This window comes from Pseudoalteromonas sp., assembly GCF_041613455.1.
Classification (GTDB): domain Bacteria; phylum Pseudomonadota; class Gammaproteobacteria; order Enterobacterales; family Alteromonadaceae; genus Pseudoalteromonas.
This window is the reverse complement of record NZ_JBFJHD010000053.1, coordinates 1-17,367: the sequence shown is the minus strand read 5'-3', so window position 1 is coordinate 17,367 and position 17,367 is coordinate 1. Positions and strand designations below refer to the sequence as shown.

Below are 17,367 nucleotides of genomic sequence, written 5' to 3'. Positions count from 1 at the left end.
AAGTCTGGTTTTTAGATGTTGTGTCGAAGATATCGAAGGTGATGGTAAACGTAAATATGCACAGTCTAGCAAAACTAACTAGTTTAAAAGCGGGTATATACTATCAAATAGAGAGGTTAGACGATCAGCTATCTGTGGCTTTTGATGAAAGTGACATACGCAGTAAGTTACTCAGTTCAGGCATAAGTTCAAACCAAATCACAATAGACGAATTTTGTATTGATAACGATTTGTTTTGTTGGAAAGTTACCATTTTATGCGAATGATAAAGTGAGTGAATATATAAATGTATTAAAAGAGAAGCTAACAGTTATTTGTTACTATTACAGTTAAACTCAAGCTAATTAATTTTTCATGACCTACACACTCAGACCTTATCAGATCGAGGCGGTTGAACGCACCGTTTTACATTTTAGAAAAAGCGACGAACCTGCTGTTATTGTGCTGCCTACGGGGGCGGGTAAAAGCTTGGTCATTGCTGAATTGGCACGTATTGCTAAACAAAAAATTTTGGTATTGGCACACGTTAAAGAATTGGTTGAACAAAACTCACAAAAATATAAAAGTTTTGGGCTTGAGGCGAGCATATTTTCAGCTGGGCTGAAAGAGAAATCGTTAAATCATCAGGTTACCTTTGCCAGTGTGCAGTCACTATCGCGTAACCTTGATAAACTGAGTGAGCATTACTCGTTACTCATTATTGATGAATGTCACCGCGTAAATGGTGATAAAAAAAGTCAGTACGGCAAAGTGATTAACGCCCTTAAAGCACATAACCCCGCACTTAAAGTGTTGGGGCTTACCGCAACGCCGTATCGAATGGGCATGGGCTGGATTTATCAGTATCATTACCATGGTTTTGTGCGGGGTAATAACGATAGTCCATTTAGCAGCTGTATTTATGAATTACCGCTGCGCTACATGATCAAACATAACTACCTAACGCCACCAAATGAGGTGGATGCCGCGATCAGCCATTACGATTTTTCTGCATTATCGACAAATGCGTTTGGTCAATATAGCAACGAAGATATGAATGCGCTGCTAAAAGGTAACACTCGAGCCACTCAGGCTATTTTACAACAAGTTATTCAATACAGTGACACTCGCCAAGGGGTGATGATTTTTGCGGCGACCGTGATGCATGCCCAAGAGATCATGAGCTATTTACCGCGCGAGCAAAGTGCGCTTATCACTGGCGATACCGTTAACCGTGAACGCGACAAAATAATTCAGCAGTTTAAAGCGAAGCAACTAAAGTACTTGGTTAATATATCGGTACTGACCACCGGGTTCGATGCGCCTCATGTCGACTTTATCGCTATTTTACGGCCCACAGAATCGGTGAGCTTATACCAACAAATAGTGGGCCGTGGGCTTCGGCTTGCTGACAATAAACATGATTGTTTAGTGATAGATTACGCCGGAAACGGCTTTAATTTGTTTCACCCCGAAGTAGGCGATAAAAAAGGCGATAGCGACAATGAACCGGTGCAAGTGCTGTGTCCGGGGTGTGGCTTTGCTAATATATTTTGGGGCAAAACAGATGCTGCCGGTAAGGTGATTGAGCATTTTGGCAGACGCTGCAAAGGTGTATTAGAAGATGATGCAGGCCACAAAGTCCAATGCGATTACCGTTTTCGATTTAAAGAGTGTGAGCAATGTGGCGCGCAAAACGATATTGCCGCTCGCAAGTGCCATGAGTGCAGCGCAGTGATGGCCGACCCCGATGATAAACTGCGTAATGCATTGAATTTAAAAGATGCTTTAGTGCTGCGATGCAGCGGCTTGCGTGTTACGCAAATTAAAAATGAAATGATAAAAATAACTTACTTTGATGAAGATGGGGCAAGTTGCGATGAAGTGTACAACTTGGCAAACTCCGCAGCTCAGTATATTTTCAATCAGCAATTTGGCAAGCGCGTAGGGCAAGGGCAGGCACCGCAGTATTTTAAAACGGCAACGCAAGTGCTTAGTGCTGAGCTTGATTTAGTTGCGCCTGACTTTGTTATTGCACGTAAAAGTAAAAAATATGGCTGGAAAGTGGCCGATAAACTATTTGATTATAAAGGCAGTTTTAGAAAGGCAAATCAGTTATACCGATAAGGCTAACTGATTTGTTATAGCAGGTAGACTGTGAATAGTTTATGCGTCTTCGGCGTCCATTAATCCCCAACCATCGCCGTAGCCGTTAAAGTTATTCGCTATGCTTTCGATGTACTGCTCGGCTTGACCTAATAGGGTGTGCTCCGGCACCATTTTTACGTGTGCAACGACTTCCCAAACACCGGTGTCTTTACATTTTTCAAGCGCAGCACTTTGTACTAGCGAGTCGGCTTCAATTTCGCTGACAAATTTTTGCGCGTCGTTTTGTTGCTCAAATAAAATATAAAAATCGACTTGGTGCATTATACTTAAATCAACACCAGCTGCGGCAATTTCAGTTAGTAGCTGGCCATTATCATCATTCGGGAATTGCATTAAATAACTCATTTAAATAAATCGGTACTTGTTGGCCTATTGTAACTAAAATAACCGCATTTGGCGTACTAATTTTCATATAATAATGGTTTATTGATTTAGCCATAGGGGTATTAAGTTAATATTCGGCTCATTTTAGCTATGCTAATATGGATGCTGCTAGGTCATTGCATTTTAACAATTAAAAGTAAGGATATTTACTTGTTCAATCAGTTTTTACGTTACATGGGTGTGTTTTTTATTTTGCTGAGCATTTCGGCTTTCGCAGCTCAAGAGATTATCAAAGATTACCAAATAAAAGGCATCAGTGGCGATTTAGAAAATAATGTTGCGCTTTATTTAAAGCAGCTTATTGGCGATAAACCAAGCCGTACCCTGCGTCGCTATGCAAAAAAACAGGTTGAAAACAGTGTTAAAGCGTTAGGCTATTACAACCCAAAAGTAGCGATTGAATTTGATAAAGAAGATAGCGAATTAATTGTAAAAATTGACCGTGGCCCAGCTACTCGCATAGAAGCAGTTAATATTACCGTTAACGGGCCAGGAAAAGATGATGATACCTTGCTTGCGGTAATTAACAATATTGAGTTAAAGCAAGGCGATATTATTCATCATGGCCGGTACGATAGCGCCCATAAAAAAATAGAGTCAATGCTGTTAGAGCTTGGCTACTTTGATGCTAAATGGCCTACGCGTAAACTGGCAGTGTCGCTGCAAAAGCACAGCGCAACCATTACCTTTGTGATAGACACAGGCATACGCTACCAGTTTGGCGAGATTATCATTGCTAACGATACACCGGCCGAAAAATACATTCGCTCTTTGGCGCCTTTTACCCTCGGGCAAGCATACAAGTCAAGCTACATAGCCGATTATAACCTCGATTTATCAAGTACCCCGTACTTTACCAGTGTCAGAGTTTACGCTGATATTACTGAGCGCAAAAATAGCCGAGTCCCTATCAAAGTGGATGTACTGCATAAGCCGGCTAATAGTTTCGAAATAGGCGGTGGCTTTAGTACCGATTTAGGCCCTAAGGTGCGTTTTAAATGGAGTAAGCCGTGGATCACCGAAGACGGCCATTATTTAGAAAGCAACTTAAATGTGTCTGAGCGACAGCAAGATATTTCAATGTCTTACACTATACCAGAGGACGACCCTAACGATGACTTATGGCGTTTTACGGTAGGCTATAAACTAGAAGATAAGCTTTCAAATGATATCTACAGTGAAATACTTACCGGGCAAGTGCAGCGCCAGTGGCTCACCGAAAATAACTGGGTGCGTACAGCCTTTATTCGTCGCGATCATGAAACCTATCGCATTGGCGACGAGGAAGAGCAAAGCACCGAAATGTTAATGCCAGGTATTAGCTATGCCCGCAAAAAGTCTAAAGGTGGCACCACGCCGTATTGGGGCGAGCAGTGGTTAGTGTCTGCGGAGTTTGGCGTTGAGGATGTACTTTCGAGCACTAACTTGATAAGAGTGCAATTACAACATGCGTGGCTACGAACCTATTTAGACCGCCATTTAGTATTTTTAAAAGCAAATTTAGGCGCTATGTTGGTTGATAATATAGCGAATGTACCTTATTCACTACGCTTTTTTGCGGGGGGCGATCAAAGCGTGCGTGGTTTTGCCTATCAATCAATTTCACCAGAAAACGACGAAGGCCAGCGCATTGGGGGTAAGTATTTAATTTCGGGCACGGCGGAGTATAACTATCAATTTGCCCCAAAATGGCGGGCGGCACTGTTTGTAGATACAGGTACCGCCACCAATGATTTTTCGGACTCATTAGAAGTCGGTGCCGGTTTTGGCTTTCGTTATTTAACACCTGTAGGTCCGGTAAGAATCGACCATGCGTGGGGGTTAACCAAAGCAAGTAAGAGTACCCGTTTAAGCATTACCATAGGGCCAGAAATTTAATGACCATAGTTAAAAAAATAACCGCCAGTGTGAGCGCTGTCTTAGTAACCGTATTAATTGCGTTATTTTGCCTATTATTTACCGCCCCCGGAAACCAGTTTATCGCCTACAGTGCCAATAAACTGGTTGATGGTTTAAATATCGAGATAAAAAATGGCCGTTTTTTATATAACGATGCATTTAACCTACGTTATAACGCCAATGGCTTAGTGTTTAATGCACAGCAACTGAAGATTAATTTATTTTGGTGGCAATGCGATGGCTTGTGTATTGAGAATGTAAGCGCAAAATCAATCGCATTAACTTTGCCGCAAGCGGCTGAACAAGCTGCAGAAGCACCGAGCGAAGCACTGGATAAAATTAGTTTACCGTTTAACATTGCGATAAAAAATGTTGCCGTCAATGAGTTTACGCTGCAGCATGCGAGTGCCGATGTGATGGTAAATAATTTTCATCTTGCAGCCAAAGCGGTGGGCTCTGAGCTGGTTGTTAAGCGCCTTGATATTGCCAATGCTGAGGTTAGCCTTAAAGAGCCCGCGCAAAGCCAGCAATCTGCAGCGCCTGCCATTACGCAATTACCCGCGCTACCAAACATTGAATTTAGCACCCCGTTAGATCTCAGTATTGAGCAATTTTTAATTACGCAACTAACACTAAACCAAGCAGAGCAACAACACACCATAGCCAACATTGCCCTGCAAATGCGCTTAACAGACAGTACTCTCAAGGTAGATACGCTCACGGCGAGTTACCAGCAATGGCAATTAAATACCCAACTTAACGCTGAAATAGCGGGTAATATGCCACTCACCGCAAAAATAGAGCTCGCCAGCAGCGCGCATCAAGCTATGTTATCGGCCAGTGGCAATTTAGCGGATTTTACCCTTGACGTTGAAACCCGCGGGCAATTCCCACTCACCTTAACAGCCAATGCCAACCTGAAACAACGCAATTATCCGTTTACTCTTAATGGCAACATTAAACAGTGGATTATTGACGCTGAAGCAGATCAATTAAAGCTGCGAGACGTCAACTTAACTGCCCAAGGGCATGCCGATGACTACCAGCTTAGCTTAACAGCCAACAGTCAGTTAGGCGCTTACCCAGCGGTTGACTTAAAAACACAATTAACTGGCAGTCTTTCACAGGCACAGTTAACCACATTACATATTAATGCACACGATAGCACCGCAAACGTTAGCGCAAAGGTTGACTGGCAACAAGGGCTTAAAGCTGACTTTACAGGCACCCTGGCGCACTTAAAGGCGCAGTATGTTACCGATAGTGTGACCAGTGATATTTCTGGGCAGTTTAAAGGGGAATTTACCGCGAAAAGTGACCAGTGGCAGCTACAAATGACAGATACCATGCTCACTGGGACACTCAATAAAGTACCGTTAAAAATGGCAGCAAACTTCAGGCTTGATAATACCTTTAAAGCCACTATCGACAGCCTTTATTTAAGCAGCGGTGTAAATAAGTTGGCACTCAGTGGCGAGGTAGATAAACACTGGCAGCTAGATGGCAAGCTAACTTTAAACAGTGATGAAAAAGCAAATATGCCGTTTATTGCTAACGGTAAAGCCAATTTAAAAGTACGTGGCGAGCGACTTACACCGTCACTCGATTTAGCGCTAATGTTGGAACGTTTTATCTATGACGAAATAGAGATCAATAAGCTCGCAATCAAAGGAACCGTCAATACCGCAACTGACTGGCAAACAGATATTAGCGTCAACGTAGGCTCGGCGTTAGTGGCTGAGCAACAAATTAATAATATAACCTTAGATGCAACGGGCGATAAAACGGATCATCGAGTAAGCGCGGCAGTGGATGCCGAGCGTGGTGCTGTGGAGCTTGAAATCAATGGCCACATGAGTAATGCGGTTTGGCAGGGGGAAATTACGCATGTTTTGCTAAGCGATAAAACATTACGCTTTAATAATAGTAAAAAGGTGGCGCTTAAGGTTAACACGCAAACCGGCGACTTTGATGTTGCTAAGCATTGTTGGCACTCTGAACAGAGTGAATTGTGTATCGACACGTTGTCGCAAAGCAAACAGTTAGGGCAACTCAATGCTAAATTAAACAATTTAGCATTAACAGAGCTCAGCCATCTCTTACCCGAGAACATGGGGGCTGAAGGCGCGTTAAGTGGCGAGTTTGTGGCCAATTGGCACGCCGGTGCACTGAAAACATTACGTGCTTCTTTATCTTCAAATAACTTAATCGCTAAATATAGTGCGGAAGAAGATAGTTATCGGTTACCGATAGAAGCCCTGACTATGCGTGCCTTTTCAGATTCTCAAGTAGGTGAGTTAACGGCGAGTCTTGACTCGAGTGTGCTAGGTAATATCACCACGCAAATCAATGTTGATGACATACAACAAAGCCAGCAACTAAGCGGCAATGTCACGATAGATAAAATACTGTTTTCTAATATTCAACCATTTTTAGAAACGTTTGAGCAACTCAATGGCGAAATTCGCGGTAAATTACGCTTGGCAGGCACGTTAAAAGAGCCACAACTTGAAGGTGAAATAAATGTTGATGATATTAATTTGCAAGGTGAGCAGTTACCCATAGCGCTTGAAAAGTCACATATTAATATTTTATTTAATAAAGCAACGGCCACCATTAAAGGTAACTTGCATGATCCTCAAGGTGGTAAAATAAACATAAATGGCGATGTGGATTGGCAAGGTGAGCAGCCCGCGGTAAATGTGGCGATAGTGGGTGAGCAATTTTATGTACGCGCCCAGCAAGGCGTGGTGTTTAAAGTATCTCCTAATCTCACACTGGGCCTAGCTAATAGCGCATTTAAATTAGTTGGCGAAGTGGTTGTGCCCTATGGCCGCATTGAAATAGAAGAGCTGCCTGAAGGCGCCGTGCAAGTAAGTGATGATGAAATAATTGTTGACCAAAAAACCACAGCAACTAAAAAAGTGCCTTTTGACTACGATATAGACTTAAAACTACTGGTAAAAGATGATGTAAAAGTGGCATCGTTTGGACTGGAGTCGAATGTAATCGGTGATTTGGCAATAAAGATGAGCCAAGGGGAGCCGATCATTGCCACGGGCGAGCTGAAACTAATTAATGGCACCTATTTGGCGTTTGGCCAAGACCTTATCATTCGAACCGGAAAAATAGGCTTTAGTGGTTCAATAGAGCAGCCTTACTTAAATATAAAGGCAATTCGTAACCCGCAAAACACCGCCAATGGGGTGATTGCTGGAGTTACATTAACCGGGACAATAGAGCAGCCAAGGCTTAAAATATTTTCAGAGCCTGCTATGGATCAAGCGCAAGCTTTAGCGTATTTACTCAATGGCCAGCCATTAGGCGAGGGCGATAGTTCAACTGATGCAATGCTCACGCAACTGCTGCTATCTCAGGGAGTGAGCCGCAGTGAAGGCTTTGTGTCTAAAGTGGGTGAAACCTTTGGGTTGTCAGATGTTAGCTTTACTTCTAAAGGCAGTGGTGAACAAACCAAAGTAGAAATATCAGGTTATGTGGCGCCCAGTTTGCAAGTACGCTACAGCGTGGGGATATTTGACTCGTTAAGTGAAGTGGCTATGCGCTATCAATTGCTTTCTCAGTTATATATAGAAGTAACCAGTGGCCTCAATCAAAGTGTAGATATTCTCTATAAATTTGATTGGGACTAAGCCTTAACAGTAGTTAATACGATAATAAAAATAATAAGGTGAACACAATGAATAAAGTAATGGTCACTGCGGCGGTTGTGCTGCTCAACGGGTGTGTCGCGGTGCAGCATCAAGGTGCTGCAGTCGAAGCTGAGCTAGCGCCAGAAAAAACGCTAACTGCCAGCGAAATAATAGCTAATGCTGCTGATAGTGACTGGCGTACAGTGGATGCCAACAATGTATTAAAGATCACCCTACCAACAGGCGCGGCTTATATCGAATTAAACCCACAGCTTGCCCCTTTACATGTTGAAAATATAAAAAAGCTCGCGCGTGAAGGGTTTTATCAAGGCACGAATGTGTATCGTTTTGTCGAAGGGTTTGTGGCACAAGGTGGCGATAGCAGTGCCAGCAAGGCAATTAAAACAGCCAGTAAGTCAGTGCCTGCCGAATTTTATTTAACCACGCCTGAGCCATTAGCCATTACTGAAGTTGCAGCCGATGGTTACGCTGCCGTAACGGGGTTTTTAAATGGCTTTGCGGTGGCACAAAACTCGGCACACACGCAAACCTGGCAAGTACACTGTAATGGGGTTTTTGCTATGGCGCGTAATAATGACATAAACAGTGGTGGTACCGAGTTTTTTGTCACCTTAGGCCACGCCCCGCGTTACCTTGATAAAAATATTAGCGTATTTGGTCGAGTGCTTGCAGGAATGGAGCACTTTAACCGTCTACAGCGCACGTCCTCACCGGGTGAAGCCTTTAACCCTATTACTGATATGCAGGTATTAGCCGATATCCACGCTGTAGATACAACGATGTTTAAGGTTATGAAAACAAACTCTTTACCATTTAAACAGTTAATAAAGGCGAGAAAAAACCGCACCGCAGCCTGGTTTGTACATTCAGCTCATTATATTGATGTGTGTGCCATGGCCATTCCTACTCAGCGCGTAAATTAGTGATGTAAATGAAAAAGGAGCCTACGGGCTCCTTTTTTAATCACTTACAACTACTATTGGCGGTTAATTTTAACCGTGAATGGCGGCGCGTCATTGTGCGTTGAACGATAGGGGTTAATATCCAGCCCACCGCGGCGAGTGTAGCGTGCATAAACCTCTAAATCTTTAATGTTAAGCTGTGTGGTTAAGTCGCTATAAATGCGCTCTACGCATTGCTCATGAAACTCATTATGGGTTCTAAATGAAATCAGGTAACGCAATAACGATTCACGGCAAATTTGCTCACCGGTATATTTAATAATAATACTGGCCCAATCGGGTTGTGAGGTGATCAAACAGTTTGATTTCAGTAAGTGGCTATGCAGGGTTTCGGTTACTACTTTATCATTAACAGATTTAAGCGAATTGGCATCAATATTATAGTTATCAATTTCAATGTCTAAATCATCGATACACTCACCGGGTAAGGGGGTGCTTGGCAAGCAGTTATAATCATCGCCACTAAATAAAGTGACCTCAACAGGGCTGTTAACCGCAGCGGTTAAATCGGTGATTAAATGCTGTTGCACCTCATCACGGCTATTGAAACGGGTTTGATTAAAACTATTTAGGTATAACTTAAATGATTTAGACTCTATTAAGTGACTGCTTTGGCAAGAAAAAGTAAATAAAGCAACGGCCACTTGTGGTTTACCTTTTGCGTTGAGCCACGACAACTCGTAACCAGTCCAAATGTCTTGCCCTTTAAATGGCAAAGCGGATCCGTCAATATTTAAAGCATCACGGTTTAGCTTACGAGCAATGGGAAAAAGCAAGCTTGGGGTGTATTGATCTATATAGTCAGTAGATTGACCCAATACACTGCCTTTTAGATCGGGAGAATTGATGTAATCTGTCATGTTTGCCCTTAAATAGTTACAATGGCGGCATTATAGCTAATTTAAATGAGTTTCATAGTATGTCTGTTGCATTACAACTCGTCGATCTGCACGCCAGGTTTAGTGAAAAAACGAAAAAAAATACGCAAAAATCCCCGTTAATTGTTCATGATGAGCAGTGGCCAAGCCCTTGCGAAGTCGGTGAGGTTGATCAGCAAGGATATATTCAATGGCAAGCTGTGGTGCGCCAGCCGACAGGCTCGTTGACTCAGTTAGCTAATGCACTAGAGCTTGATTTTTCAACCGAACTCAACGAGTTTTACGGGCATATGTTTGCTGGTAATATTTTAGCGCAAATTGACGGCCATCAGGTTGAGTTATTGCAAGTATGGAATAACGATGATTTTGATTTGCTCCAACAAAATATAACCGGTCATATTTTAATGAAACGCAAGCTGAAACAGCCCGAAACGGTATTTATTGGCTTAACAGCGCAAGATGACTTGTTAGTGACGGTGCTATTAGCTACAGGCGAAGTGTGTTTAGAGTACGTTGGTAAAAAGCCACATCATGTATTGGCTGGCAATATTGAACAGTTTTTAATGGCGCTTGAAGTGTAATTAACGCAAGTGATCAGCGCATCGCTTTACTGTGAGCTGATCACTTGTAACGATAAGTCTATTGAAAGTCCCATGATACGTTCGACACTAAGCCGCATGGCTCACACCTAAAATCAAATAAACCAAACCACGGTGTAGCTAATTTCCAGTCACCGTCACAGCTTGGGCATTTGCGCTCAAGTTCTGAGGCTTTGTCAACGCCACCCACTCGGTATAAATAGTAGTAAACCGGTTTTTTAGTTAAAAAACTGATGCGTTTACTAATATCTTGTCCACGGCGGTATAAATCGCTTTTTATACTGGATATTTCTTCTAGTGCGGCAAATTCACAGCGGGTCGCACCATTAATTTGAATTTGGTCACACGCTTGCCAATCTTCTTGCCATTTTATCAGGGTTTTATAGTCGCCATTGGCAATCGCAGGGATAGTAAATAACGGCACCGGTAAAAAATCATCGCCGCAATATAATGGACTACAGGTGTGCACATAGGTGGTATATAAAATATAACTGGATGGTTCGGCGCAGCTATCGGCGCCATTTGAGTGAATGTCTTGGCCAATAATTTTAACTTTAGGCGCCAACAATCCTGCGGTATGCAATTGCTCTATACTGTGCTTTACAAACGGGCTGTTATTAAGCGGGTGCATTGCATCTTCTGTGGGGCACATAACCCGGGTAATAAAAAAACCATCTTTTAGCACGGTTGGAAATTCTTCACCCATTATTTGGCCATTAAAACGCAGTGCATTTACTAAGCGGTTAATCGCTTGTTCGGCTTTTTCGAGGGTGGTGTCTAGGTAGCAATCAAAGGTTAGGTCAACAACGAACATTTAGAGTCTCAAATTTATTTTTGTGCTAGCAGCGCAAGTAACCGATCAAGCTTTTGCTCAATGCGGTCTAACTGTGTGGTTTTAGTGTCGCTAGTATCGGGCTGAGATTGGCTTTTCATAAAGTTATAAATTGAATCAGGGTTATTTTTATACTGACTCACGGCAGCAATAATAACGGGCATCGGCACCGGCTTCACTAAGCGGCTTTTGGTCAGTGCCACAGTAGGCACTTTGCCTTCATCAAGAAGGACTTTAATGGCATCAAATACAGCAGCATTCATTAGATTTACAACTCTTTAATATAAGGTAGGCACGCCGCATACAGCGGCCGTGCGGGGCTATGGTAACAATAAACGGTAAGCAGCACATAATAAAATGTGCGAGAAAAAATTAATAAGTTTGGCGTAAGCGTACATCTAGCTCGTCAATAACTTCACTCCAATCACCATCTTCGGCTAAAGACTCTGCTAAAAAATGCTGCTGAGCTTCATCCCAAAAAGGCGCGGCTTGCAGCAAAGTGGTGTCTTCGATTGCATGCGATGCAATAAAGGCGTCTATTTCGGCATCAGAATTAGGCAGGCCAAGTTGTGCAAATAGGGTATTTATAGTGTGCTTAGTAGTATCCATAATGGTGCTCCTAGTAATACCAATATTGCCATTGGTATGAATTAAAAATTAATTCTCAACATGAACTATAGCTTAAGTCAGCTAAACTCTCGCTGAATTTACGCTTTGCCAGTTTAGGTATATAGTTATTCGCAAGGTGTATAAAAATTATGCACCACGATGGCTTTACGGTTTGCAAGTTATTGCAATGGCGAATAAAAGGAATAAATATGACAGTCACTACACCCGCCGATACATTTAGCGTTCAGTATTTAGCTGCAGAAGACATAAGTATTGCAGGCAGTTTAATTTACCAGGCTTATCATGATGATCCGGTGCTGCAAAGTGTGCTTAATTACACGGCAGAGAGTAAATCAAGCTATGAAAAAAAATTGCGCTCTTTAATACGTGAAGAGCTTAGTAGTTTTTGGCAACAACACCAGCCACTTATTGGCTTGTATCGCAATGATAAACTTAACGCTGTGGCGTGTGTGTTTGAGTCGAACAGCCAGCTACCAGCCCAGCGCTACTGGCATTGGCGTTTAAAGCTGATGCTAAGTGCGGGCTACTTACAAACAAATCAACTAATAGAAAAAGAGCAAACAATTCGCGATGCACTGCAACCACTTGGAAATTATTACTTTTTAGCATTTATTGCTGTTGATCCACATTTTCATCGTCAAGGGTTAGGTCGTTACTTATTAAGGGGGCTGGATGACTTAGTTAACTCTAATTCACAAGCAACCGGTCTGGCTGTTTTTGTAACCCGCAGCGAGCACACCACATTTTTTAAAACCGAAGGTTTCACTAGTTTTAAGCAGCTTACATTTAATCGCGTGGAAGGCGAGTTGTTGTTTAAAGCAAGCGAATAGCGCACGGCGCTATAAAAGCGTGGCAGCGGCTATCTACTTACGGACATTTGTCCGTAAGAGATGTCTTACATCACTGTGCGCATTGTCACTTTAATTCAAGGTTAAAACTAAAGTAAAAACTTAACGTATTGATATTGATTGAAATTTTATCTTTTTTATGACGTGGCAATAATATGACAGTAAATACTCAGCGGTTAGTTACTAGCACAGCCCGACCATTGCGCTAAACTTTACTTTGTCAAGACGACATAGCTCAACGGTTGAGTGATTGCCAAGGATACGCACTTAGGCAGCATTGCAGGAAGCAAAAGGGACAATTTAACACGGATGCAAGGAAGAAAAGGACAGCGCAGGAAGCGCTGAAAGTAGCAGGCGCTACTCAGGGATAACCAGGGATGATGCTACAGGAAGTAGCAGGAGCGTTAGTTTACGTAGGAACGCCAAGATGGCGAGAGGATGTTGCAGGATGCAGCGTGAGGGCTTACAAGGTTGTTAGCTCGTTCAACGGATGATAATAGGGATTAGCAGGTAACGGATACCTACAGGATGTGATTCGATTGGGGCGTAACACTTGTTACGCCTTAGTTTTTTTAGCACTGGTTCGTTTTAATTTACTGCTTAATTAACTCAGCACTCCGGCCACTATATGGTTTACAGTTAAAAGCGAGCGTTAAATTTTATGCGGGGGAATAATCACCCGTTGTAAAAACTCATTTTCCATAATTAACGTGCCTTGATAGGCGTTTTCGCCATCGCTCGAAAATTCAAAAATAAATTCACTTTTCACCCCCGGCTTGCCATTTTTTAAAAAACCAAAACGGCGTTTACTACAGGCTACGCTCATTAATTGCACCTGTAATTGCTCACTTTGACGTTTAGCATGGAGGTTAGCGGCTTCTGCAATTTTACGATTTAACCAAAAGAGATAAATTACACTGCCAATCAGTATGAATGTCCATAAACTTGCCATTTAAGAAAATAACCTTCCAATTGCGCGAGCGAGCGTATCGCTACGATTTTCTGTACGTAATAATGCTAATAAGTGTGGGCGAATAGTGGGAATTGCAACTAAATCGGCAAAAACACTGGCAAACAATTCAGTAATTTGTTGGTGATGAGCACATTTATCCATAAAAGCATGCAGTCTTTGCGGGTCTTCAAGTTGTTTAAAACAACGCCCTGCTATGGTCAGTAGCACGTCGGCTTCTTGATTAACGGCAGACGCTAATACGTCATCGACTAGCTGTGCGGTTAAGCCGTGTGCTTGGCCTTTGGAGAGAGAGCGCAGCGCTGCGGTTACAGCAATAATGTCGTTATTTTTAATCGCCACTTGGCCATATTCTAGCAGTAACTGGCTAAGAGATAGCGGGATTTCAACATGCTCTAACATCGCGCTTAAAGGTTGCAGCACTTCTACTGGTAATTGTCGCCACGCTGCTTGTAAATTAGCTAAGTTGCACTCGTTATCAAGGCGCATGGCAAAGTCGGCAATCCCTTGAAGTGCCACGTTTTGCCAATTTTCAAAGCCTAGTTTGCCACTAAAATATAGTTGCGTGTATGGGTAATATTGTGATGCAGGCTGTTTTAGCAGTACCTTTAACTGGGCATTAAAGGCGGCTAATTTGTTGGCATTAGGAGTGAAAACATAGGGGTTATTGTCAAGTTTTCCGTCGGCGTGCTCGCCGGTAATGTGTGTGCCTAATGCTTGAATAACCATGTCGGCGAAATGATCGCGACTGGCGCTGACAAGTTTACTTTGCTCATCTAACGGAAACTTTAAAAACCACACATACGGTTCTTTTGTGGCTTTACTATCCCAAAATTGAATCGCTAACCATGCATGCCCAGCGAGTGGGTAAGGGTAGGGCAATTGTGCGTGTTCGATAGCTAAGAATTGTTTTTTATCAAGTTTAGTGATGTGTCTACCGATATCAAAAGCACGCCATTGGGTGCCGGCACTATCTAAAAGCTCTGCTAACGTCGCTATTTGCTCACTCATGGTTTTCTCAACTGTTTATACTGCAAAATTGCCGCAATTATACGTCATAGCCGTGAGGGAGGGAACCACGCTGTGATCTAGGTAGTTAATTTAGTGACTGAGTAATAAATATAAGCTACTACAGTAATTACGCGCGTTAATGCTAAACAAATTTATTCGCGGCAGGTCACACACCGTTATACAAGTGTTATTATTGCAGCCTCTAGTTTTAAGAGGGCGGTTATGTACCAGCAAACTCAACATTATTTAGTGCAGCTAACAGCGTTATTAAAAAAGCACCAACTGTGGCAAAGTGAACCGATTGCGCCTGCGGCATTACAATCAAGCGTGCCATTTTGTCACGACACTATGGCATTTGAGCAATGGCTGCAATTTGTATTTATTGAAAAGTTTCAGCAGTTAATTACGCAGCAGCAACCCTTGCCACGTAACTTTGCTATTGCCCCTATGGCGCAAATGGTACTGAGTAGTAAAACGGGCAGCGATGAGATCATTGCGCTGCTTAGCGAGCTTGATGCCTTTCTAGGAGAGCCAAATGGCTGAGCGACCTGAGCCAGTTGAGTATGGCGAATTAAATATTCTGTATCGGGATGCGCATTATGTGGCGATAGATAAACCCTCGGGATTATTAGTACACCGCTCATTTTTAGATAAGCACGAAACGCAATTTGCTATGCAAATGCTGCGTGATCAAATAGGGCAGCATGTGTTTCCTGTGCATCGGCTTGATAGACCCACCTCGGGAGTGTTGCTGTTTGCGCTGAGCTCTGAAGCGGCTCGCGATATGAACCAGTTATTTATTGCAGGCACTATTAGCAAACGTTATTTAGCGTTAGTGCGCGGCTTTGCCCCGGAGTCGGTCTTTTTAGATAAGCCACTTAAAGAAGAGCTGGATAAAATCGCCGATAAATTTGCTACTCAAGACAAGGCCGCGCAAACGGCACAAACGCAATTTAATTGCCTGCAGCAAGCGGCGTTGCCAATTGCCATTGGTAAGTATCCCACAGTGCGTTACTCCTTGGTAGAATGCTGGCCAAAAACAGGGCGTAAACATCAAATACGCCGCCATTTAAAGCATTTATCACTACCCATAATTGGCGATGTGAATCATGGCGATAACCAACATAATCAATTTTTTAGGGAACATTTTGCGCTTAGGCGTCTAATGCTATTTGCAACTGAGCTTAACTTTATGCACCCTTATAGCAATGAACCAATATCAATTAAAGCGCCACTAGGAGATGCAATGCTGCGTATTTGCAAACAACTCGGATGGCCAAATGAAGAAAAGGATTATTAATGTCACAGATCAGTATTTTTGTCGGAAGTGTTTACGGCGGTGCCGAGCGCTTAAGTGAAGAAGTTGCGGCTACCATAGAGCAAGCAGGTCACACGGCTAAGGTGTTTAACGCGCCCACAGTGAGTGATATTCAAAGTGCTTCGCATATTTTAATTATTACCTCCACCACAGGGCAAGGTGATATTCCCGATAACCTCGCAGGGTTATATCATCAGTTAAATAGCACGTTTCCCATGTTAACAGCAAAACCGTTTGGTATTGTGGCGATGGGCGATAGAAGCTACGGCGACACGTTTTGTGGCGCCGGGCGCAGTTTTGATGAATTATTACGCGACCTGCAGGCAAAGCCAGTCGGTCATCGCTTAGAAATTGATGCCTGTGAGGACTTTGAACCTTGGCCAGTTACCGAGCCATGGCTAAAAGATTGGCTTAGTAAACTTTAATAATTAATCAGCTGAGAGTCATTTTAGCCTCACTCGATTACGGTTAGTCATTTATTTTTAGGTAGTAAACAAGCGATGCAATTAACTCCCCTTGCGGTTTATTTGTCAAAGCGTTTTGGCTTAGGCAAACAAGCCGTTAGTATCAAACCTATAGGCAATGGCCTTATCAATTGCACCTTGTTACTGACGTCGGCTAATACGTCGCTCGTAGTGCAAAAGCTAAATACTAAGGTGTTCCCAGAGCCTGAATTATTGGTCAAGAATGCTCGCTTAATTGAGCAGCACTTAACGCTGAAGCAGCAAGCTAATGAGTATGATTTATCTATAATTCGCCATGTAGCGACGGTTGAAAATGATTACTTAGTAAATGCTGAGCAGGGCGTATGGCGGGCGCTGGAATTTATTGGTAACAGTTACAGTGAAGATGTGGTTGGAAATAGCCAGCAAGCTCACATTGCAGCGGGTGCCTTTGGCCAGTTTGCACGTGCCTTAGCGGATTTTGATGCTGAACAATTACACCCGGTCATCGCTAATTTTCATAATTTAGCGATGCGTGCAGAGGTATTTAAAACGGTGTTGGCAACCGCTTCCCAGCAACGTTTAGCCAGTTGCCAAGCTGAAGTAGCGTTTTGCTTATCACAATTTACACTGATTGATGAACTCAATGCCGTGACGGCAGTGCTTCCCGTTAGGCCGTGCCATAACGATACCAAAATTAACAATATGCTATTTTGTAAGCAAACACATAAAGCCAAAGCTGTGATCGATTTAGATACCTGTATGCCCGGATTT

18 protein-coding genes are annotated in these 17,367 nt (G+C 42.8%); 11 read left to right on the top strand and 7 right to left on the bottom strand.

All coding sequences use genetic code 11. The features are described from left to right. Both ABYB02_RS07395 and ABYB02_RS07390 read left to right on the top strand, forming a co-directional pair. A partial coding sequence (locus tag ABYB02_RS07395; RefSeq protein ID WP_372761828.1) for a hypothetical protein occupies nt 1-266 on the top strand: 266 nt, incomplete at its 5' end. Nucleotides 267-354: 88 nt separating this feature from the next. Next, nucleotides 355-2,106, top strand: a complete 1,752-nt coding sequence (locus tag ABYB02_RS07390; protein ID WP_372761827.1) for a DEAD/DEAH box helicase — start codon at nt 355-357, stop codon at nt 2,104-2,106. 39 nt (nt 2,107-2,145) lie between these two features. Here ABYB02_RS07390 and ABYB02_RS07385 read toward each other — a convergent pair whose 3' ends face one another. Continuing rightward, nucleotides 2,146-2,481 (bottom strand): ribonuclease E inhibitor RraB, encoded by a 336-nt coding sequence (locus ABYB02_RS07385; protein WP_372761826.1) that lies wholly within the window; start codon nt 2,479-2,481, stop codon nt 2,146-2,148. A gap of 201 nt (nt 2,482-2,682) precedes the next feature. Here ABYB02_RS07385 and ABYB02_RS07380 point away from each other — a divergent pair, with 201 nt between their 5' ends. The 3 genes from ABYB02_RS07380 to ABYB02_RS07370 are packed head-to-tail and all read left to right on the top strand — an operon-like array spanning nt 2,683 to nt 9,025. Further along, on the top strand, nt 2,683-4,410 hold the full coding sequence (locus ABYB02_RS07380; protein WP_372761825.1) for an autotransporter assembly complex family protein: 1,728 nt from the start codon (nt 2,683-2,685) through the stop codon (nt 4,408-4,410). Beyond that, on the top strand, nt 4,410-8,081 hold the full coding sequence (locus ABYB02_RS07375; protein WP_372761824.1) for a translocation/assembly module TamB domain-containing protein: 3,672 nt from the start codon (nt 4,410-4,412) through the stop codon (nt 8,079-8,081). The genes ABYB02_RS07380 and ABYB02_RS07375 overlap by 1 nt, the downstream gene beginning before the upstream one ends. A gap of 47 nt (nt 8,082-8,128) precedes the next feature. Next, entirely contained in the window at nt 8,129-9,025 is an 897-nt protein-coding gene (locus ABYB02_RS07370) for a peptidylprolyl isomerase (RefSeq protein ID WP_372761823.1), read from the top strand. 53 nt (nt 9,026-9,078) lie between these two features. Here ABYB02_RS07370 and queF read toward each other — a convergent pair whose 3' ends face one another. Beyond that, nucleotides 9,079-9,924 carry an NADPH-dependent 7-cyano-7-deazaguanine reductase QueF gene (gene queF, locus ABYB02_RS07365; RefSeq protein ID WP_372761822.1) on the bottom strand — a complete coding sequence of 282 codons (846 nt, stop codon included), beginning with the start codon at nt 9,922-9,924 and terminating at the stop codon, nt 9,079-9,081. A gap of 59 nt (nt 9,925-9,983) precedes the next feature. Here queF and syd point away from each other — a divergent pair, with 59 nt between their 5' ends. Beyond that, nucleotides 9,984-10,523 (top strand): SecY-interacting protein, encoded by a 540-nt coding sequence (gene syd, locus ABYB02_RS07360; RefSeq protein ID WP_372761821.1) that lies wholly within the window; start codon nt 9,984-9,986, stop codon nt 10,521-10,523. Nucleotides 10,524-10,581: 58 nt separating this feature from the next. Here syd and ABYB02_RS07355 read toward each other — a convergent pair whose 3' ends face one another. From ABYB02_RS07355 to ABYB02_RS07345, 3 genes are all read right to left on the bottom strand, one after another. Then, nucleotides 10,582-11,355: a Zn-ribbon-containing protein gene (locus tag ABYB02_RS07355; protein ID WP_372761820.1), complete on the bottom strand. Its 774-nt coding sequence runs from the start codon at nt 11,353-11,355 to the stop codon at nt 10,582-10,584. Nucleotides 11,356-11,369: 14 nt separating this feature from the next. After that, nucleotides 11,370-11,636 (bottom strand): hypothetical protein, encoded by a 267-nt coding sequence (locus tag ABYB02_RS07350; protein WP_372761819.1) that lies wholly within the window; start codon nt 11,634-11,636, stop codon nt 11,370-11,372. Between the two features lie 109 nt (nt 11,637-11,745). Further along, nucleotides 11,746-11,982 carry a DUF2789 domain-containing protein gene (locus ABYB02_RS07345; RefSeq protein WP_372761818.1) on the bottom strand — a complete coding sequence of 79 codons (237 nt, stop codon included), beginning with the start codon at nt 11,980-11,982 and terminating at the stop codon, nt 11,746-11,748. 209 nt (nt 11,983-12,191) lie between these two features. Between ABYB02_RS07345 and ABYB02_RS07340 the strand changes: the two genes are divergently transcribed. After that, a complete protein-coding gene (locus ABYB02_RS07340) occupies nt 12,192-12,833 on the top strand; it encodes a GNAT family N-acetyltransferase (protein ID WP_372761817.1) in 642 nt (213 codons plus the stop codon). 670 nt (nt 12,834-13,503) lie between these two features. Here ABYB02_RS07340 and ABYB02_RS07335 read toward each other — a convergent pair. Both ABYB02_RS07335 and ABYB02_RS07330 read right to left on the bottom strand, forming a co-directional pair. Next, nucleotides 13,504-13,803 (bottom strand): DUF3301 domain-containing protein, encoded by a 300-nt coding sequence (locus ABYB02_RS07335; RefSeq protein WP_372761816.1) that lies wholly within the window; start codon nt 13,801-13,803, stop codon nt 13,504-13,506. Continuing rightward, nucleotides 13,804-14,832: a DUF3549 family protein gene (locus ABYB02_RS07330; RefSeq protein WP_372761815.1), complete on the bottom strand. Its 1,029-nt coding sequence runs from the start codon at nt 14,830-14,832 to the stop codon at nt 13,804-13,806. It abuts the gene before it with no gap. A gap of 222 nt (nt 14,833-15,054) precedes the next feature. On the opposite strand from ABYB02_RS07330, the gene ABYB02_RS07325 reads away from it, so the two are divergent. The 4 genes from ABYB02_RS07325 to ABYB02_RS07310 all read left to right on the top strand — a co-directional run. Beyond that, complete coding sequence (locus ABYB02_RS07325; RefSeq protein WP_372761814.1) at nt 15,055-15,375, top strand: YqcC family protein; 321 nt, start codon at nt 15,055-15,057, stop codon at nt 15,373-15,375. Next, nucleotides 15,368-16,132 (top strand): tRNA pseudouridine(65) synthase TruC, encoded by a 765-nt coding sequence (gene truC / locus ABYB02_RS07320; protein ID WP_372761813.1) that lies wholly within the window; start codon nt 15,368-15,370, stop codon nt 16,130-16,132. Before ABYB02_RS07325 ends, truC begins: the two co-directional genes overlap by 8 nt. Then, nucleotides 16,132-16,575, top strand: a complete 444-nt coding sequence (locus ABYB02_RS07315) for a flavodoxin (RefSeq protein ID WP_372761812.1) — start codon at nt 16,132-16,134, stop codon at nt 16,573-16,575. The genes truC and ABYB02_RS07315 overlap by 1 nt, the downstream gene beginning before the upstream one ends. A gap of 75 nt (nt 16,576-16,650) precedes the next feature. Further along, nucleotides 16,651-17,367: phosphotransferase enzyme family protein (locus ABYB02_RS07310; protein WP_372761811.1), on the top strand; the 717-nt coding region annotated here is incomplete at its 3' end.